This is a genomic window from Treponema sp., from assembly GCF_052169735.1.
Taxonomy (GTDB): Bacteria; Spirochaetota; Spirochaetia; order Treponematales; family Treponemataceae; genus Treponema.
The window spans coordinates 1-20,065 of the sequence record NZ_JBQNBW010000051.1 but is presented as its reverse complement, the minus strand read 5'-3'; the positions used below and the strand labels follow the sequence as shown (position 1 = coordinate 20,065).

The 20,065-nt window shown below is 46.5% G+C and carries 17 protein-coding genes; 11 read left to right on the top strand and 6 right to left on the bottom strand.

All coding sequences use genetic code 11. The features are described 5' to 3' along the window. Positions 1-105 precede the first annotated feature (105 nt). The 4 genes from glsA to ACTTJ8_RS08850 all read left to right on the top strand — a co-directional run bounded on the left by glsA (position 106) and on the right by ACTTJ8_RS08850 (position 5,418). Entirely contained in the window at positions 106-1,032 is a 927-nt protein-coding gene (glsA, locus tag ACTTJ8_RS08865) for a glutaminase A (RefSeq protein WP_442716469.1), read from the top strand. 281 nt (positions 1,033-1,313) lie between these two features. Then, positions 1,314-2,726: an alanine/glycine:cation symporter family protein gene (locus tag ACTTJ8_RS08860; protein WP_442719145.1), complete on the top strand. Its 1,413-nt coding sequence runs from the start codon at positions 1,314-1,316 to the stop codon at positions 2,724-2,726. A gap of 315 nt (positions 2,727-3,041) precedes the next feature. Next, positions 3,042-4,277, top strand: coding sequence for a M20 family metallo-hydrolase (locus ACTTJ8_RS08855; protein WP_442720951.1), 1,236 nt, complete (start codon positions 3,042-3,044; stop codon positions 4,275-4,277). After that, positions 4,267-5,418 (top strand): KamA family radical SAM protein, encoded by a 1,152-nt coding sequence (locus ACTTJ8_RS08850; protein ID WP_442720950.1) that lies wholly within the window; start codon positions 4,267-4,269, stop codon positions 5,416-5,418. The genes ACTTJ8_RS08855 and ACTTJ8_RS08850 overlap by 11 nt, the downstream gene beginning before the upstream one ends. An 84-nt stretch (positions 5,419-5,502) precedes the next feature. On the opposite strand, the gene ACTTJ8_RS08845 is transcribed toward ACTTJ8_RS08850, so the two are convergent. Then, positions 5,503-6,693, bottom strand: coding sequence for a coproporphyrinogen-III oxidase family protein (locus ACTTJ8_RS08845; protein ID WP_442720949.1), 1,191 nt, complete (start codon positions 6,691-6,693; stop codon positions 5,503-5,505). A gap of 15 nt (positions 6,694-6,708) precedes the next feature. Then, on the bottom strand, positions 6,709-7,422 hold the full coding sequence (gene lepB / locus ACTTJ8_RS08840) for a signal peptidase I (RefSeq protein WP_442720948.1): 714 nt from the start codon (positions 7,420-7,422) through the stop codon (positions 6,709-6,711). Positions 7,423-7,501: 79 nt separating this feature from the next. Between lepB and smpB the strand changes: the two genes are divergently transcribed. The 7 genes from smpB (at position 7,502) to ACTTJ8_RS08805 (ending at position 15,394) form a co-directional block, all read left to right on the top strand. Next, a complete protein-coding gene (gene smpB / locus ACTTJ8_RS08835) occupies positions 7,502-7,966 on the top strand; it encodes an SsrA-binding protein SmpB (RefSeq protein WP_442716484.1) in 465 nt (154 codons plus the stop codon). An 8-nt stretch (positions 7,967-7,974) separates the two neighbouring features. Beyond that, on the top strand, positions 7,975-8,823 hold the full coding sequence (locus ACTTJ8_RS08830; RefSeq protein ID WP_442720947.1) for a TP0183 family DNA metabolism protein: 849 nt from the start codon (positions 7,975-7,977) through the stop codon (positions 8,821-8,823). A gap of 6 nt (positions 8,824-8,829) precedes the next feature. After that, complete coding sequence (locus tag ACTTJ8_RS08825) at positions 8,830-10,950, top strand: ATP-dependent DNA helicase (protein ID WP_442720946.1); 2,121 nt, start codon at positions 8,830-8,832, stop codon at positions 10,948-10,950. A 109-nt stretch (positions 10,951-11,059) separates the two neighbouring features. Continuing rightward, positions 11,060-11,812: a lysophospholipid acyltransferase family protein gene (locus tag ACTTJ8_RS08820; RefSeq protein ID WP_442716476.1), complete on the top strand. Its 753-nt coding sequence runs from the start codon at positions 11,060-11,062 to the stop codon at positions 11,810-11,812. Positions 11,813-11,984: 172 nt separating this feature from the next. After that, positions 11,985-13,538, top strand: coding sequence for an FGGY-family carbohydrate kinase (locus tag ACTTJ8_RS08815; protein WP_442719153.1), 1,554 nt, complete (start codon positions 11,985-11,987; stop codon positions 13,536-13,538). Positions 13,539-13,646: 108 nt separating this feature from the next. Beyond that, entirely contained in the window at positions 13,647-14,606 is a 960-nt protein-coding gene (locus ACTTJ8_RS08810) for a hypothetical protein (protein ID WP_442720945.1), read from the top strand. Positions 14,607-14,653: 47 nt separating this feature from the next. Next, complete coding sequence (locus tag ACTTJ8_RS08805; protein WP_442720944.1) at positions 14,654-15,394, top strand: RluA family pseudouridine synthase; 741 nt, start codon at positions 14,654-14,656, stop codon at positions 15,392-15,394. 201 nt (positions 15,395-15,595) lie between these two features. Here the strand turns inward: ACTTJ8_RS08805 and pgsW are convergent, their stop codons facing one another. From pgsW to ACTTJ8_RS08785, 4 genes are read right to left on the bottom strand one after another with little or no spacing between them, the layout of a single operon-like run. After that, positions 15,596-16,714, bottom strand: coding sequence for a poly-gamma-glutamate system protein (gene pgsW, locus ACTTJ8_RS08800; protein WP_442720943.1), 1,119 nt, complete (start codon positions 16,712-16,714; stop codon positions 15,596-15,598). Beyond that, on the bottom strand, positions 16,711-17,169 hold the full coding sequence (gene pgsC, locus ACTTJ8_RS08795; RefSeq protein WP_442720942.1) for a poly-gamma-glutamate biosynthesis protein PgsC: 459 nt from the start codon (positions 17,167-17,169) through the stop codon (positions 16,711-16,713). Before pgsC ends, pgsW begins: the two co-directional genes overlap by 4 nt. Further along, positions 17,166-18,401, bottom strand: a complete 1,236-nt coding sequence (gene pgsB, locus ACTTJ8_RS08790) for a poly-gamma-glutamate synthase PgsB (RefSeq protein ID WP_442720941.1) — start codon at positions 18,399-18,401, stop codon at positions 17,166-17,168. Before pgsB ends, pgsC begins: the two co-directional genes overlap by 4 nt. After that, positions 18,346-19,965 (bottom strand): ATP-binding protein, encoded by a 1,620-nt coding sequence (locus ACTTJ8_RS08785; protein ID WP_442720940.1) that lies wholly within the window; start codon positions 19,963-19,965, stop codon positions 18,346-18,348. The genes pgsB and ACTTJ8_RS08785 overlap by 56 nt, the downstream gene beginning before the upstream one ends. Positions 19,966-20,065: the final 100 nt, after the last annotated feature.

Here is a 20,065-nt window from a genome sequence, read left to right as displayed (position 1 = left end):
AGTAAACTCGACGTGTTTTTCAGCCGCGCTATTTTAGCGGCTGAAAATAAACATTGCATTCTGCAATTTTCTCATGTACAATAATAGCTATTGAGGAGGTTTATTGTGGATATTCAAGCTATGCTGCAGCGAGCGTATGACTATGGAATTACCTATATTGATAAGGGTGTTGTTGCTAACTATATCCCGGAACTTGCAAAAGAGGATAAAACACGGGTTGGCGGGGCTGTTGTCGATACGGATGGCTCTGTGTATACCGTCGGTTCGGATCAGTATCAATTCAGCATTCAAAGTATTGTAAAGATTATCATTTATCTTTGTGTACTAGAGCATTATGATTTTGACTATATCCAAAAGTTTATTGGAGTTAAGCCTTCTGCAAAGCCTTTTAATAGTATCCTTGCTTTAGAGCTAAGTGAGAAAAACATTCCGGTTAATCCGTTCATCAATGCCGGAGCTATTGTCGGAACATCGTTATTATTCCGGAAATATGGCAATAATACCTTTGAGATGATTCTGAAGCGCACACAGGAACTTATCGGAAATGATAAAATTGATTACAGCAGAAGCATTTTTAACTCTGAAAGTTCTTCAGCGTTTTCAAACCGTGCGCTAACTTATATGCTGCTGAATGGAAAAATTATTTCTCCTGATGTAAATGTAGATGATTTGCTGAATGTTTACTTTAAAAGTTGCTCTATTCTGGTGAATGTAGCGGATTTAGCACAGCTCAGCTTTATCTTATCGCGGGATGGTAAAGATAGCGCCGGTAAACAGCGCTGTAATGCGGAACATGCGCGGATACTGAGAACGATCATGGCAACCTGCGGTACCTATGACTATTCAGGCGAATTTGCGATACAAATAGGCATACCGGCAAAAAGCGGGGTAGGGGGCGGAATCGTTACAGCATCACGGGCTGGGTATGGTATCGGTGTGTATTGCCCCGGTTTGGATGCGCATGGCAATTCTTATGTCGGTACACGGATGCTTGAGGTGATTGCGAAAGAATTAAGCCTCAATATTTATTAAAAATATACCGAAACCGTATACGGTGCTTCTTGAAACAGGTTTTCATTGTGAGAGGTTCCTGATATATAGCGGTACATAAAATATAGAAAAGAAAAACGGAGACCGGTTCCGGATTTTATCTATACTAGACCTATTCGATAACTGCGTTTTCGAATAGGTCGGCGAGTTCTAAATCGCACAAATAGCACGATTTAGAACATCGCATTTCAAGGTAACCTGTTCAGAAAGGTCAGTTTCCGAACAGGTTTACTATAATGTAATGTTTAAGGAGGATAAAAAGTATGTTGGATGCTATTGGTGCGATTATCGGTCCTATCAACAGCTTGCTCTACTACCCAATTCTTATTATTTTATTGTTGGTTGTAGGATTGTATTTTACTATTCGTTCAAAATTCTTACAGGTACGGCTGCTTGGCGAAGCCTTCAGAGTTACTGTTGAGAAGCCTATGAGGGAAGGTGATGTTTCATCATTCCAAACATTGATGGTAACTACGGCTTCACGTGTCGGTACCGGTAATATCGTCGGGGTTGCCAGTGCAATCTGTCTCGGCGGATACGGTGCTGTGTTCTGGATGTGGATTGTCGCTATTGTCGGCGGTGCTTCTGCGTTTATAGAATCGACTCTCGCACAAATTTATAAGAAGCGCGACAGTGAAGGGGGCTGTTACGGCGGTCCTTCCTATTATATTCAAACAGCCTTAAAGAGCCGTGCTTTAGGAATCGTTTTTGCAATCAGCTTGATTTTAACCTATGCAATCGGCTTTAATATGCTTGCTGCATTCAATTTGCAAACCAGTTTTGCGGTTTATAGTTTCTATAATCCCAATGTTACCCCGTGGATCATTGGCGCTGTATTGGCAGCGATGACCTGCTATTGTTTATTGGGCGGCGGAAAGCGTATCCTTAAAGTAACATCCGTATTAGTACCGATTATGGGCGCTATCTATGTTCTCGTTGCCCTCATTATGGTGATTATGAACATTTCTATGATGCCTGCGATTTTTGGACGGATTTTTGCAGATGCCTTTGATTTTAAGGCGATTTTCGGCGGTATTGCCGGTTCTTGCTTGATGTTCGGTATTAAACGAGGATTGTATTCCAATGAAGCCGGTATCGGTTCTGCACCGAACGCTGCAGCTACGGCTCTTATCAGTCACCCCGTCAAACAGGGACTTGTACAGATGCTTTCCGTATTCCTTGATACGCTTATCATCTGTAGTGCAACTGCCTTTATGTGTTTTAGTGCCGGTATCGAGCCTTCGGAATCCATTGCCGGTGCTCCCTATGTACAGGCAGCTCTTGCAACATTGATGGGAAGTTTTGGACACCACTTTATTACCTTCTCATTGATACTGTTTGCATTTACCACGCTTCTTGGTAACTTATACTATGTCGATAATAACTTAGCTTATATTTACGGTAAAGAACCCAGCAAAAATTTTATGCTGGCGTACCGCATTTTTGCGTCTCTGGTAGTGCTCTTTGGTGCAGCACAAAAACAGGCATTGGCATGGGATATCGGTGATTTACTGATGGGTATCATGGCTTTGATCAACCTGCCTGCTATCTTCCTTTTGGGAAAGAAAGCGCTCGATGCGCTCAAAGATTATGAAAAGCAGCGGAAAGCCGGAAAAGATCCTGTTTTCCATGCTGCGGATATCGGTATAACCGAAAAATTGGATTTCTGGAATTAAATAAAAATAAGCTATACCGGCTGAAGCGTAGGGGATGTACTCGATGTGAATGCCGGTATGCGCTTTATGATAAAAACAACCGGTCTTGTTTTTCCTTAATACACCTCTCAAAAGACAGGCTTACAAGAATAGGAGTTGCCTCCATTCATATTGCTGGATAATTTCACTGGAAATAGTGTCGTTTATACAGGGGACTATACCGTTGCCCTTTCTTTTAAGCTTGGTACTTTAAACCGCGTTATTTAGAGATGCCTTTTTTTCATTTACAGAAAAGGAGTCCTTGTGTTATAGTGGAAGCTCATTGAGGGAGGTTCTATGGTTGATTTCTTATCTATAAAGGACTGTATTGCCGGACAAACAGAGAAGATGATTGAGCTTGAGCGGCTGCTGTGTTCAATTCCGGCGTTAGCTCCGGAATCCGGCGGGGATGGAGAACTGAAAAAATGTGAGGCGCTGCAAGCGTTTTTGCAAAAGCTCGGATTCACGCAATTTGAACGTTTCGATGCACCGGATTCCCGTGTTTCATCCGGGATTCGTCCGAATCTTGTGGTAACAATACCGGGAAAAGATGACACGCAGCATATTTGGATTATGGCTCATACAGATGTGGTGCCTCCCGGTGAATTGGCGAAGTGGAAAGGTGATCCGTGGACACTGGTGCAGGAGGGCGATAAGCTCATCGGGCGCGGTGTTGAAGATAATCAGCAGGGATTAGTGTCGGCTGTGTTTGCTGCCTACGCCTTTATTGCGCTAGGCATACAGCCTGCCCATACGGTGAAGCTCCTGTTTGTTGCAGATGAAGAAGTCGGCTCGGTGTATGGTATCCACTATCTTTTAAGAACTCATCAGTTATTTACAAAAAATGATCTTATTTTGGTGCCTGATGGGGGCGACCCTGCCGGTGAAACCATTGAGATTGCAGAAAAAAATATTGTATGGCTCAAGGTAAGTGTACAAGGTGAGCAAACCCATGCCTCCCGCCCCGATCTTGGTAACAATGCGTTTATCGCAGCTGCTGATGCAGCCCTCCGCTTTCATGCGCTGGAGGGTGTTTTTTCGCATCAAGATTCACTATTTGAACCGCCGTATTCCACCCTGCAGCCTACAAAGAAAGAAGCAAATATCCCAAATATCAATACCATTCCCGGTGAGGATGTCTTTTACATGGATTGCCGGCTGCTTCCGTGTTATCCGGTAGCGGAGGTAATGGAAAAAATGCGGAGCGTTGCTGATGACGTAGAGGGTAAGTATGGGGTGCAGGTGAGTTTGGATATTGTCCAGTCGGATGAATCACCTGCAACGCCGGATTCTGCACCGGTTGTGCAGCTTCTTACTACAGCGCTCAAAAAAGTACACGGTATAGAGGCGCGGCTTATCGGTATCGGCGGAGGAACCGTTGCCGCTCCGCTCCGCAGTGCCGGATATGCGGCTGTTGTCTGGAGTACGCTTGATGATATGGCTCACCAACCGAATGAGTATTGTTTGATAAAAAATATTGTTTCCGATGCACAGGTGATGGCTGCTTTGATGTATGGTGCCGATGCAATCTAACACCGATTCTGCGCACAAGGCACCAGATATACAGGCTTGTTCTCAGCAAGATGCGGGGGGCAGCGAGGCGGCGCGCCCAAGTACAGGTGCCGCGCAGAGAAATTCTCCAGCTGAGCAGGTATTGCGTGCGGCTGATTGGCGGGCGCTTACCGGCTCTGATGCGCTGGGAACTTTGCCGGAATACATTTCTCCGGCATTTCGCGAGCTGATTGCAGCGCAGGACGGTGCGTATGCAGATGTCCTGCGGCGCCAAGTTACCGCATCTCAAGAGGAGCAGCACCTTGATCACGTTGAGCGTGCCGATCCGCTCGGTGAATCCCGGTATTGTGTTACTCCCTACTTGGTTCACCAATATCAAAACCGGGTACTGCTGCTGAGTACCGGGCGCTGCCTTTCGTATTGCCGCTATTGCTTTCGCCGTGAATTTACTGCCCGCTCAAGCGGGTTTATCTCCACAAAGCAGATTGATGAGGTTGTCGGGTACCTCCGCTCTCACACTGAAGTGCAAGAGATACTTGTATCCGGCGGAGACCCGCTGAGCGGCAGTTTTGATCAGCTTGCATATTTGCTGCGGCAGCTCCGCAGTGTTTCTCCGCAGCTGGTAATCCGGCTCTGTACCCGTGCGCCGGTTTTTGCACCGGAACTTTTTACGGATGCGTTGCTTGAGTTGCTGCGGTCGGTGCGCCCGCTGTGGGTTATTGCCCATATTAACCACCCGGCGGAACTGGGGACGGCGCAGCGGCAGGCATTTACCCGCTGTATTGATTCTGGCCTTCCGGTACAAACCCAGTCTGTATTGCTCAAAGGGGTAAACGATGATGCCGCCGTTTTGGCTGCCTTGTTCCATGAGCTGGTGTGTATGGGTATAAAACCGGGCTATCTTTTTCAGATGGATCTTGCGCGCGGTACAGCTTCATTCAGGGTTCCGCTCGAAAAAGCTGCCATTATATGGAAAGAACTGCGCTGCCGGCTGTCCGGGCTTTCTCTTCCGCAATTTGCAGTTGATTTACCGAACGGCGGCGGGAAATTTCCGCTTTCTGCCCTTATGCTGTACGAAGATATTGTTTCTCCGCTCAAAGACGGCGCTTTTTCGGCGCGCGGTATAGATGGTAATGTATATACATATCCCGGTATATACTAAACCTGTTCGACAACGCAGTTATCAAACAGGTTTAGTCATTTACGCTCATCAAGCACTTCTCACGCATTCTCTTTTCACCTTACGTTACTCTCTTTTTCTTTTCTGTTCTGCAGGCGCATTATACTCCTCAAGCTCTAGGAGGGCATCTATTAAAAAGCGGTTGAGAAAAAAGAGTCCTTCTTCCGTCAAATGCACCCGATCCGGCAGTATCCGGCACATCCCGGTCTTTTCCCACCGGTTAAGTGTTATACCGATATAGGTACAAATATCGGCACCGAATCTCTGGCTGAACTGAGTCCGGTCAATTCCATCGGCAAGCCGGAAGCCCATCAGCAGCACTTCTTCCAGAAAGGTATCCCGGTCAAGCGTTTCCCGCATATACACTGAGCTGCACTCTTCCGCCTCCATCCACCGGGCAGTATTTTGAATGCCGGTAAAGCGTTCTGCTCCGAAGAAGGCTCCTCCTGCATCCTCGAAGATGAGGGTACCGCAGGCAGCAGGACCAACTCCTACATACGGTTCCATGCGCCAATAGATTTGATTGTGTTCTGAACGGTACCGATCATGCAGAGAAAAATTAGACACCTCGTACTGGACATAGCCGCCGGCTTTTAAACGGAGGAAATTATCCTGCAGCTGCTCCGAAATAAAATCTTCGCGGGCGGCAGGGAGCGGTTCATCGCTGCACAAACCATACAGGGAAATATGCTCAACGCCGATGGCTATCAGCTCTTCAACATCGGCGGCAAGACTTTCTGCACGCTGTCCGGAAAGCCCGGCTATTAAATCACAGGAAATAGCCCCCTTCCAATGCTGCTTTATGGTATGCAAGGCAGAGCGGGTCTTTGCCCCGGAACCGCGCCGCCCATTCTGCTCAAGCACCGCATCCTCAAAACTTTGCACTCCCACGGAAAGCCTCGTAACACCGCTTTCTGCACAGGCAGCAAGCCATTCAGGATGAATATCTTCGGGATTTGCTTCGACAGTAAACTCTATAATAGGAAAAGATTGAGCGGTGCACAACGCTTCCGCAAGCCGGCGTACATCGTTTGCGCTTAAAAGAGATGGGGTACCGCCGCCGATATAGACTGTTTTCCAACCTACAATCGCATAACGCTTTTGAAACAGCCTAACATCATGCAATATACGCTCGATTAACCGCGGATTATCACGGTAAGGATGGAAAAGCCCCTGTTGTGTTACTGAGTAAAAATCACAATAGCGGCATTTTTGGGTACAAAACGGAATATGAATATAAAGACCGGCAGGATTCACACGCAGACTATCCGTCTAAAAAAACGTAACACGGGAAAACGGCCAGTACCGCATCAAAACCCGTCCTTTTATCTGCGAGTCGGATTGCACAGCCCCCCAGAGCCGTGAATCATTCGAGGCAATACGGTTATCGCACAGCACAAAATACTGCCCCTCTTGCAAGGTAATCTGAGGATATGTACCCGAAAACGGCAGGGAGCTGTCCCAATTTTCAGGCAGATTTTCCATTTTGATATTATAATCATTCTCAGCTACTTCAAACTCGGTTAAAAAATGCCCGCCGTCCTTTGTTTTAATATACAGCACAAAATCACTCATATAGATAGTGTCGCCGGGCACTCCGACAATACGCCTAATAAAGGGCTTTGCTTGGGATGAGCCGCCTGCACCGAAGGGATTAACCAGCTGAAAGGTAAAAAAACTGATAGCCTGCTGCAATACCGTAGGGAAAAAACCCCGTGCCGGCTTTTCAATCGGCTCAACAACGACAAGGGTTCCCCGCTCAATATTTTTTTGCACCCCATAGAAGGGTGCAGTAATCATCATATCTCCGGAGCGGAAGGACGGCTGCATTGTCTCCGCCTGCATACGGTACGTAGAAATAATATACGACCGGATAAGCTGCTGAAAAACAAAAATTAAAAAAACAATCACAAGAATACGGAGTATTTTAAACCGGATTTCCCGCCGCTCCGTATATGAAGTAAATTTATACTGCTGAAAAAACATACCTATCCTATTTATATTTCTCAATTTATCATTTTGTCCCTACGTTGACAAGTATTTTCAGATGAATATAATGTATCCAATGGATGGACAGCCGGTAAAGATTATTGCAAAGAACAAAAAAGCTCATTTCGACTATACTATTGAAGATAGAATCGAATGCGGGCTGGTACTGCAAGGTACCGAAATCAAGTCGGTTCGGGATGGACGCATATCCTTTCCGGACTCTTTTGCCGAAATTCTACGGAATGAAGTGTGGCTCAAGAATCTGCATATTTCGGAATATATTTACTCTTCCGTTTTTAACCATGATCCCGACCGCCCTAAGAAATTGCTGCTCCATAAGGATGAGATTAAGCGGCTGACCCGCAAAGTCGACGAAAAAGGCTACACACTCATACCGCTTGAATTTTACTTAAAACAAGGGCGTATTAAAGTGATGCTCGGCATTTGTAAGGGTAAAAAGCAATTTGACAAGCGGGCTGATATTAAAGAGCGGGATATTAAGCGGGATATGCAACGGGAACTGCACCTCAAAAATAGGTAAGCTACACAATGAAACACAGCAACACTAAGACACGATGTATAGCATTTCTCCTGCTTTTCGGCATACAGACAGTGCTTTCGGCAGTGCCTAAGGTAGCTGTATATCAGCTGCAAGCTCCTACCATGAATGAACAGACCGTTCAAACGGTTGATAACTTAGTATTCTCCTTTATTAAAGAGCTAAAAACCTACACTATTTTTGATCTTCGTACCGAGCCGGCTCCGGCAGCTTTTCCGTCTGATTTGTCTGTTGACTATATTTTTTACGGTGTACTCAAAGAGGTTCCGGAGGGGATCAAGCTGGAATTCATCCTCAAAGGGCAAGAGGATCAAGTTACCCGTATGATCTCGAAGGTATACGAAAATATTAACAGGATATTACTCGATTCGCGGTTATTAGTGTTCAACCTCTTTGATTTTTCGATAAAACTCGACGCTCTTGCCGACTCGCAGCAAGAAGAACAAACGACTGAATTTACCTACATAGAAACCGTTGATTCCCTTGCCGGCTCGTGGAAGGGAGAACCGGGCTTAGACCGTGTTATGATTCTCCGCGGAGGACGCGGCATGGCAGTATTTTCAAGCGGTGTATCTATTTCCCTTGATCTCAAAATCGAAAACGGGTATCTCCTCGTAACTCAAAAGGGAACGATGCAGCCGCGTCAATTTTTGAACCTGCCCGACGGCATTGCACAACAAGCAGTGCAGCAAATTGAACCGCCGCAATGGCGTTTTTTAGTCTCCACCGATAAAAAAATCCTTTCGGGAACCAAGATAGACGCACAGATTCAATACAACGAAACAGCTATTATCAATATTCAATATGGAACAGCCCTTGTTGAATGGCAGCGGGACTAACGCTCAATGCAGTATGACGATGAATGTGAAGAGCGGGAATATCATTCGCTGAATGCCGATACTATTGCAGGCTATCTTGAAGAAACCGGCAGTTTTGCCTCTTTTTTTGACCATTATGAAGAGCGCCCATCCCAGCTGGATCTTGTGCGGGCTATCACCCATTGCTTTAACGACAGTGCCATCGGTGTCTTTGAAGCGGGTACCGGTGTCGGCAAGAGTTTAGCCTATTTACTACCTGCCTTTGAATGGGCGCTTGCCAACAAGGTACGGGTGGTTGTTTCAACCGGCACCATCAACTTACAGCACCAGCTGATCGATAAAGATGTCCCTGATGCGCTCAAGATACTGGGAGAAAAGCCGGATATGCCCCAAGCAATACTCATCAAGGGGCGGCAGAATTATCTGTGTTTACGGCGGCTGATGCAAACCGTTCAAGAGCCGGATCTTTTTACACAAGAGGCGGAAGAGCTGGCAGCAATCCAAAAATGGGCACAAACTACCGATGAAGGTACCCGTTCAGCCCTCCCCTTTATGCCAGCCCCAGGGCTGTGGGTAAAAATTTGCTCAGAATCCGACAACTGCCTTGGTCAACGCTGTCCCTTTTACACCAGTTGTTTTGTGATGAAACTGCGGAAAAAAGCGGAGAAAGCGGCCATCCTTATTGTCAATCACCATCTATTGTTTGCTGATTTGGCAAGCAGACAGGACGGAGCGGGCTATGCAGCAACCGCCGTGTTACCGCCCTTCCACGCCATTATCTTTGATGAAGCGCATACGATAGAAGAAGCCGCAAGCAGCTTTTTTTCGCATACATTTTCACGTTATGAATTAAACCGCTCCATTACTACGCTCTCCCGTGTCAAAAAAGGAAAAAATGTCGGCTGTCTGGAAAAGATTACCGCTGTTTCTACCAAGGCTGAGCTAATGCCTGTTATTGCAAATGCCCTTACTAAAACGCAGGCAGCCTACGCAGCGCTGGAAGCACAAGCCCTGAACTTTTGCGGTTCGGTCAGCAGCCTGAGCTTTACCCAAGTACCGGCAGCAAAAACAGCGGCACTGCTTGCGCTGTGCAAAGATTTTGCCGGAGAACTGAATAAACTCAACAATGCACTCGCGGTGCTCATCACCAATGCAGAACCAAACGATGATCCCCGCTATGAGGATGCTGTGCGCGAAGGCGGTATTGCACTCAGCCGTTTACAGGATATTGCAGAAACACTTGAGCATTTTTTTCAATGGACACAGCAGCCAGACTACGTGTTTTGGATAGAAAAAATGCAAAGTCCGGGGGGAGAAGTGCCGCGCTTTAACCAAACACCAATTGATCTAGCGGATAAGCTCAGGCACGCAGTATTTAAGCCTTTTGACACAGTGATCGCCCTGTCTGCCACACTGAAAATCGGCAACAGCTTTTCCTTTTGGATGGGACGGACAGGGCTGCTGTCGTTTTCTAGCAAGGAGGTACGCACCGGCACCTTCGACTCCCCCTTTCACTATGAAAAAAACGTCCTGCTCAATATTCCGACCGACGCACCCGCCCCCGATGATGAGCAGTTTCAAGCATTTGTCAACACCGCTGTTGCCCGGCTTATCGAAATAACCGGCGGCAAAACACTCGTGCTTTTTACCTCGTATGAATCGCTCAAGCAAACCTGCGCCTTTGCCCGCAGCGAGCTGCCCGATATGGAAATTCTACAGCAGGGAGAAGATGACCGCAGCCGCCTCCTGCATACCTTTAAAGAACATATCGACAGCACCCTCTTTGCAACCACTTCATTCTGGGCAGGGATTGATGTGCCGGGAGAGGCGCTCACTCACGTTATTTTAGTCAAACTGCCCTTTGCGGTACCAAGCGCCCCCCTCTTCCGCGCCCGTGCCGATGCTATCGAACGGAAAGGCGGAAGCTCTTTTATGCAGCTGAGTGTCCCCGAAGCGGTTGTTCAATTCAGGCAAGGGTTTGGACGGCTCATGCGTTCTCAAACAGACAGGGGCATTGTAACTTTGCTTGACAAACGGGCACTTATCAAACAGTACGGCAGGATATTCATCGAAAGCATTCCCAAAACCAAACAATGCTTTGCATCTTTGCAGGAAATTGTTTATAATATAGAAAGTTTTTTATATTAGGATGAAGCATCTTCTCACAACAGCTCAAGTTGTCAGCGGGTGTTCTCTCAAGACAGCAGCTCAGCCACTATCGGTATTAAAAGCAGCCTGTTGTTCTTACGGAGTTTCTATGCTTGGAATAATTTGTATTTTATGCTGTATCGGCACAATAACAGTGTGGGCATCTCTTAACCGCTTTGCGTATGTTGTACACCGTCCATGGTGTAAAAAAATCAATGCGCATATCAGTACCGTCATTGCGCACCGGTTCTTTGCCATTTTTAATACCTATATGCACTTCCGTTTTGCAGGCGATTATACACTCGTACCGCAGCTGCCTGAACAGTATCTTCTTATCTCTAACCATCAAAGTCTTTTGGATATCGTCGTCTTTATGAATTATCTTGATGGAAAGAGGCTCCGCTTTGTTGCAAAAAAGGAGCTTGCTAACCATGTCCCGCTGGTTTCCGTTATGCTGAAAAGCGATGAACATTGTCTTGTACAGCGCAGTGGCAGTCCGAGTCAGGCAATGCAGTCAATGGATTCCTTTGCTGCCCGCGTAGTTAAAAATAATTGGATACCGATATTATTCCCGGAAGGAACCCGCTCAAAAAATGGAAAACTTGGGACATTCCACGCAGCAGGCTTTCGGCGCTTTCTATCCAAGGCTCCCATGCCGGTTGTGGTCGCAGCGCTTGATGGAGGATGGAATATTTCTTCGATACCCAAACTTTTAACAAACCTTCGCGGAGGTGCTTATCACGTAAAAGTACTCAAGGTATACCCGGCTCCAACCACCAAAGAAGCACAGCTCAAGGTACTTGAAGAAGGTAAAAGTTTAATACAGGAACAGCTTATACAGTGGAGAAAATCCGATTCATAAAGCAGGGGTATCTATGAGTTCGTAACAATCAACCTGTTCGGAAACTTCCGGTTCGGAACAGGGTTCCTTGAAATGCGATGTTCCGAATTGTGCTATTGATACGATTTAGAACTCGGAGGTCTGCTCTACCCCACCGTTATCGAACAGGTCTAATCTCACAAGGAGAGAATACATGAGTACAGCTCAAGAAACACTCATTTCAATTGATTGCGGAACACAAAGTCTCCGGATTATTATTTTTGGTGAAGATGGCACCGTACTTGCGAAATGCCAGATCATCTATAAACCATATACCAGCCCGCGTGAAGGATGGGCAGAACAAGACCCAGAAATATGGTGGAATGCTCTGTGCAAGGGCGTTGCAGATATAAAAAGTAAGTATCCCGACCTCATTGCCAATGCTAAAGGTCTCGGAGTAACTGCACAGCGTGATACTGTTATCTTCCTCGGCAAAGAAGGTCAGATACTCCGCCCGGCAATTACATGGCTGGATACCCGTAAGGCATACGGTCCCTACAAGCCCAATCCATTAATGAAAGCGATATACAGCATTGCCGGAGTGTACGAAAAAATTGTACACGCACAAAGTAACGGGCAATGTAACTGGGTACAAGAAAATGAACCCGATACGTGGATCAACACGTGGAAGGTAGTCATGGTGTCAGGTTTTTTGCAGTACCGGCTTACCGGCATGATAGCCGATTCACCCTCATCCCTTGTCGGGCATATTCCTTTTGACCATAAGAAACAGCAGTGGGCAGGTCCCGGGCATATCACCTCAAAGATATTTCCCATTGAACACGATAAACTCTGTGAGGTTGTCGAAAGCGGTAAGCCTATCGGAAAGATTTCCAACCTTGCTGCTGAACTGACTGGGCTTCCTGCCGGTATACCGGTGATTGCCTGCGGAAGCGACAAGGCCTGTGAAACGCTCGGTATGGGATGCTTAAGCGCTGATGTTGCATCCCTCAGCTTTGGTACAACGGCAGGCGTAGAGATATGCACCGACCGCTATATTGAGCCGTCTCGTATTCTTCCCGCATACAGCGCCGCTGTCCCCAAACATTGGGTACCGGAAATAGAAATTTTCCGCGGGTACTGGATGATCAGCTGGTTTAAAAACGAGCTTGGCTACGAAGAACGAATAAAGGCAATAGAAACCGGTCAGATTCCGGAAGAAATTATGGATAAGCTCTTAGATTCCTCCCCGCCGGGCTGTTTCGGCTTAATGCTGCAGCCGTATTGGGGCGCAAATTTACGGAATCATTATGCAAAAGGGGCTATTATCGGCTTCGGCGATGTACACGGCAGACATGCAATATACCGGGCTATTATCGAAGGGCTGGCATACTCTCTGCGTGAAGGATTGGAGCAGCTGGAAAAACGAACCGGCATCCCCGTTAAAACCATTGCAGTTTCAGGAGGCGCAGCCCAAAGCAATCGAATCTGCGGCATTACCGCCGATATATTAAAGCGCCCACTGGTACGGGGAGTTACCACTGAAACTTCAGCACTGGGGGCTGCCATACTCACCGCATTCGGAACAGGACTCTACCCTAGTATCAACAAAGCTGTTAAGAATATGGTACGGACTGAACATATCTTTCCTCCAGCCCCTGATCACCAAGCGCTCTATGATGGGCTGTATAAGATATATCGGCAAATATATCCGGCACTCAAAAATGCATATAAGCAAATACAGGAAGTTACCGGCTACCCGTCATAATGAAAGCCGATAGCCCATTACATACGTTCACAACAGCTGGAAAAGTTCATAACTGATACTTCAGAGAGTATTGTAGTTTTTCAGCACTTATGCGATGATATTCACTCCATGATTGATATATCTACTGAAATCCGTAAACGGTACGGAAATGTCCGCCGTGCCCGCGGTTATTATCTGTATACTGAAAAAAATATCCGCTTGCTTGACCTATGGCTGGACGGAGGTAAAGCCGTTTTAGGCAGACGTTCCGGGCAAGCTCATTTAATGTGCAAGCAATTTCTTGACCGGGGACTGACCGGTGTAATCCCGACACAGGCAGATACCCAGTTAGCGCGGGCTTTGCAGACGGTATTACCCGGTTATCCTGTTATCCGCTGGTATTATTCGGAAGAAAAAGCCAAACAGATTGCCCGTTCCGTATATGGAGAGTATAGCTCATCTGCCCACCGGTTGGATGATGGGGCAATAGCAGCTTCCGTGCCGGTATGGCGCCCCTTCCTTGGGATTGATACCGGTGTTGACATCGCTGGTAAAACCGGCAGCTTCGGCACCGCTGCAGAGATGGAAACAGCACCGCTTGCACTGATAACACCGGTCTATCCCATGCCGTGCGGGATTATTGCGGCTGCCGCTCGCTTTGAAACCGTGTTGCCTCCATCAGATGCCCTGTTTCCGCCGCTTGTCTACAGCCTTGCCCGTGGTTTTTTCGATCTTAAACGGAAAGAACAAGAAGAAGACGCGCGGAAAAACGCTACAAATCCTTCTGTCCGCAAAGGATTAAAACAACAGCGGGCAGCTCTGAGGCGGCGGGCTGCAGTAGAAGAGCTTATTCCGGCGCTGTGGACGCAGAAAAGCTGCTACCTTTTCCCGCATATTCCCCGAACCGAGTATGCTGCGGTGTTTACCCAAGCCTTGGATGCTCATGTTCTGATCTCTCCTGACTATGATCAGCCTTCTGTTTTGCCCTCCTGCGGGAGCTATAGCGAGCTTGCCGGTTTTTTGAAATCTTACCGGAATGAATCACAAATACACGAGGATAGCGCTCAAAACGCAGGTACGGATTTTTAGAGATTCCCGCACGTTGCGAGAAGATGTTATTCTAGAGGATGTTATTAATGAAGAAAAATGCCTTTACCGTTATTCATATTGACGAAGATATACTTGCAGTGAACAAAGCTGCCGGGCTGTTGGTTGCAGCCGACCGCTGGGATACGGAAGCTGCACGGCTTGATCTGCTGATTGAACAAGCTCTGCCGCAGCTTGCCCCGCACTGCGAAAAACTCTATGCGGTACACCGTATCGATAAAGATACCTCCGGTGTGCTGCTCTATGCTCTCAACGCTGATGCACACCGTGCGCTCAACACCGCATTTCAAGAGCGGCAGATTAAGAAGACCTACCGGCTGTTGATACACGGTGCTGTTTCTGAACAGCATTTTACCGTTGACCAGCCCCTGCGTGCGGACGGCGATGCTCTGCACCGTACCGTGGTTGACAAGCGCCGCGGCAAGGAAGCAGTAACGCATTTTACCGTTCTAGAGACATTCCGGCGCTTTTCACTTTTGGAGGCACAGCCTGTTACCGGTAGAACGCACCAAATTAGGGTACACCTTGCCGCGTCAGGCTATCCGATTGTCTGCGATTCGCTGTATGGAAGCGGCAAGCCGGTACTGCTTTCGGAGATTAAGCAGCGGTGGCACGGCGACATTTACACGGAACAGCCGCTTATCCAACGGCTTGCCCTCCATGCCTATCAGGTGGAAGGAACGCATCCCCGTTTCGGCACGCCGTTCTCGTTTACCGCCCCCTACGCCAAGGATTTTAAGAGCACCGTTCATCAGTTGCAAAAGCTGTAGCCTTGGATGTCCCAATATACAATCCGCATGTACTGACGCATATCATCGGGATGCAACCGTTGTATTGCAATCCCTGTTTATTACCTTGATGCACAAGGAAATATAACAGAATCATAAGACAGCAGATAGACGATGAGACAAGCACTTACAGAGCATTTCTCAAAATCATACTTGAGTTTTTTAGAAATGCCGGCACCTTTTTTAGCTGCTTATCTCGTTAAAAAACAGATGACGGCAGCCAGTTATAAGATAGAGGGCAGCAAGAAAAATACCGAGTATCACATAATTCCATGTATATGACACAGTGCGGTAATATATCGGTGCTGTGCCGATCTCCGGCAAGGCAAGGGGATCGAACGGAAGCTGATAATAGCGGGCAATGCTTTTTATATTAAGAAGATAAAACACCGGCGTACTGCTCTGCAAGAACATCCCTACCAAACCTGTTTTTATTGGAACTGACGCAGGGAGCCGTACTGCTTCGGTGGTGATGCTATCGTTATATTCACCGACTGAAAGCATATTTCCGCCGATATTGATAAAGGCTTTCACTGCCGCACTGGTATTCGTGTGTATATGCGCGGCATCATGACGGAAGCCATCCGTATAAAATGCATAGCGCTCCGTAAGATTTTTTTCAAAATCAGCTTCATAGAAAAAAGTCAGCCCATAGCCGTCAAGCCGCTCTTTTATACGCCCGATACGTTCCGGGTCAAATTCTTTTCCTATATCCCCTGCCCCCCCTAATGAATAGGCAATAGTTTTATTTTTGATAAGGTGCTTATCATATAAATACTGCTCCATATCAAGATAGGTGAAATCCTCTCTGTTGCCGCCATACGTAGAAGCCCCCACTGAGGTTATCATAACCGTGCGTAATTCTAAGGTATCTGCAGCAGCAATAAAGGCAAGGTTAAGCGCCGGGAAAGAACTGGAGCAATTAGCAGCTACAATGTCGCCCTTTTGCAGCCCGGCTTCTTTGAAAAGTTTTACAAGCAGCGCTGCAAAATCAGGATTAACGGTTGTCCGTTTACTTTCCACATTCCCCAGCGTTGTACTAATGCCGCTCCACTCCAGCCCGATAAGCCCGCTGTCCAGCCTGTCAACCGTTTTGTCTATTTCGATACCCATCCTAAGCATTTCCTGCCGGACTGCTTGCTGTAAGCGCTGCATTTTTTGAGCAGCCGCTGTCATTTCAGAATATGCCTGATGCTTGACGATAAGGCTGCGCGGTTTTACATAATAGTAGAGAACTAAAAAAAGCGCTGCCAGCAGCACAAGCACACAATTTTTCGCAGCATTCGTCATCTGTAATTTCATAAACCGATACCTACCGCAGCGAGGAGCTGATACAATACTTTGATCACAATAGCAACGATGATAAGAGAAGCAAGCGTCCGTACGGTACCGTGTCGGTCTACTTCCTGTGCTAAAATACCGGGAATAATGGTGCCGATGCTGTGTATATCCAAAAAATACAGCTCATGGACATGAAGAAGATGGAGATTCCCATAGTGCAGTACTGCTTTGATTAAAAAACTGAGTATTATACACACGGCAAATCTCCGCCTGCCGTACAGAATAGCATACCGGGAAAGGATTTTTAGTACAGCAACGGTAAGCAGACTGATCGCTGCCGTTACCAGCAGTTTAATAGGCTCATCCAGATACAATGCAAAATATGCCGGGACGATCAGCCCGCCGGGAGAAATTTCAGTAAGTTCGTAAAAAGCAATGCTGACAATAACACCGAGTGTCAGAATCTCGTGCATCATAGATGACCGCTCTCCTGCTGTTCAAAATAGTCTACAAGCTGTTTTCCTGATCTGCAAATATTTCCCGCTGCAAATATAACGGTATTACAGCCTATCGTATCAAAATAAGCTTCATCCTCAAGTATGAATACCTTTGCACGGTCTACATTCTGCCGTATCAGATGCTTGTAAAACAGCTGTTTATTTTCCCCGGAAATAAGGATGATGTCAAATAGCTGCTGATGCTGTACGGTAAAACGTACGTACTGCTCCAGCCTGGTTAGCCGGTCTGCTCTATTATTGATCAGTAAATACTTTTTGTACTGCCAATAACTTTGCGTCATACAATTTTTTAATATGATTTCGGTTGAATGAGGGTCGTTTGCTGCCAAGGTATTGATAAAAAAAAGTGTACAGCCCTTTGCGTTGCGGTACGGCACTACTTTTAAGCAGCCGGGATCCTTATAATAAGATTTCATCGCTGCAAATGCTCGTTGAGGATCAACCCCGGCATAGCAGCATATTGCAAGCGCCAAAGCCACATTATCCGGAAAGTCCACTTCCCGGTATTCTTCCAACGGTTCACCGCTTAAAAAAGCCTGTGTATGCCGTGCCTTGCACACCTGTTGAAAAAAAGGGAAAAAAGCTGTATCTGCTGTAAAAAATGCAGCTCCCGCAGGTATGGTATTGGAAAGAGAGCGGGCAATACTCTCAAGGCTGTTTCCCATTTCATCCAAATGATCTTCCCGGACATTGGTGATTGCAGCAATGTCGGCTGTGAGGATACGCTGTTCGCAAATACGCTGCAGCTCCGGTTTTACTGCCATACATTCTACGATCAATATATCCGCTTGTTGCCGGGCAGCCCAATGGACTGCTTTTATCTGTTCGCGGATATTAGCTTTCCCTTGCCGGTTAATTTCCTGCTCAACACCATCTACACCGATAACCCGCGGCGAGGTACCGGTGGTTTTTGTAAAAACTTTGTACCCGCCGGATCGTAAGCCTGCATCAATTAAACGGCAAACCGTTGACTTTCCGCGGGTACCATTGATATGGATAACATACTTTATCTTTTTTCTGTGATATTTGAGGTATTGATATTCAGCACAAAGATAGAAAATAGAGAGTAGAGATAAAACGGTAATCGCAATAAGCATTGTATCTCCTTTTGAAAATATACGGCGGAACTGCGGTTTATCCTTCCCAAACTTCGGTTTTCCAGTCTTTAATCGTGCGTGTTTCTTCGTCAAAGGAGCTTCCTATCAGCACAATTTTCTTGCCATCAGCTTTGTACCGTTCTGCATAGTGATTCTTTTGTATCTGGTTCAGGGCATCTTCTGCACTGCCATTACCGCTAAGCTTAAACTCGAAGATATAAACAGAATCGGCAGTAATAACCACGGCATCCGCACGTCCGGTTGAGCAGTGCACCTCCGTTTGCACAAACTGTCCCATCAGCTCAAAGACGAGATACACCGCTGCCTGGTAGTTCTGTTCCCGCAGTTTCAGCTTTGCCTTCGGGAAATCATCATACGGTATGCTTGCGATAATCGCCTGCATCCGCCCCATAAACTCATCCACATTGCCCTTACGGATGTCCTGTATAAACCGTCCCACCCATACCCCTGTTTGACCGAACGGTACATCAGAGTATGCCGGTAACAGATTACGCAAAAAACCGTACCGTACTTCATTATTCGGAAAGCCAAGCCGGTACAGCTTCAGATCGCCGATATATTCCTTGATCGTTAAATATCCCGCTTGAAACAGAATCGGCAACGCATCTTGAGCAACCGCCCGATAGGTTTGCAAGCCTTCTTCATCAAGTTCAACATTACCATCCAAGTCAGGGATATAATAATGCGCTTCTTTTAAAAAGTTGACCAAAAAGGTCGGTGTTCCCGTACCGAACCAGTAACTCTTGAGTTCTTTATCATCAAAGGCATTGAGAATGCTATAGGGATTATACATTCCTTCCCCTGCCGGGTGGAATAGGTAGCCATCATACCACTGTTTTAAGGCAGCAAGCGCCTGCAGATAGTCGAGCTTTTGTTTTTCTGCAAGCGCTTGTATCTCCGGTTGAAAATTTGTTTCAAGTTCTTTTTGAGTTATACCGCACATACCGGCATAAGATTCATGCAGACTAATATCTTTGAGGTTATTCAGATCGCTGAAAATGCTGATTTTGCTGAACTTTGTTACCCCGGTTAAAAACGCAAAGCGAATGTATTGATCGCAGGTTTTTATGACAGAGTAAAATGCCTTGAGCGTATTACGGTAGTGTTCGTTCAGCTCTTCATTTACCCCCATCGTTTGCAGCAAGGGTTTATCATACTCGTCTACGAGGATAACGACTTGTTTACCGGTTTGCTGATATGCCCGCCGGATAATTCCTTTAAATCGGCTCGAAAATGTTTGCTCTGAGGTATCCGTTTCGTATTGCTTTTCCCACTGGACTAAATGAGTGTGGAGAATAGTGTGCATACTTTTCTCATCATTGTAATTTTCCGTATTAAAATCCAAATAGAGGACAGGATATGCTTGCCACGGGGTTCGGTTTTCTTGTGCGGCCTGTTCCTCTTCCGCTTTTTCAAGATACAAACCTTTAAACAGCTCTTTTTGCCCACGGAAATAAGCTGCCAAGGTTGAAAGAAAGAGGCTTTTCCCAAACCGCCGCGGACGACTCAAGAAATAGGGACTCGACACTTGAACGAGCTGCCAAAGAAATGAGGTTTTATCAATATACAGATAACCATCTCTGCGGAGTTTTTCAAAACTTTGTACGCCGATCGGTAGTTTGCGAGTAATGTTCATAGTGGTGTAGTATAGCAGGGTTATCATCTTTTGCAAATATACGACGCATCTGCCGTCAAAACTATACATCCGTGTATAGTTTTGACTACGAGTTTCGCGT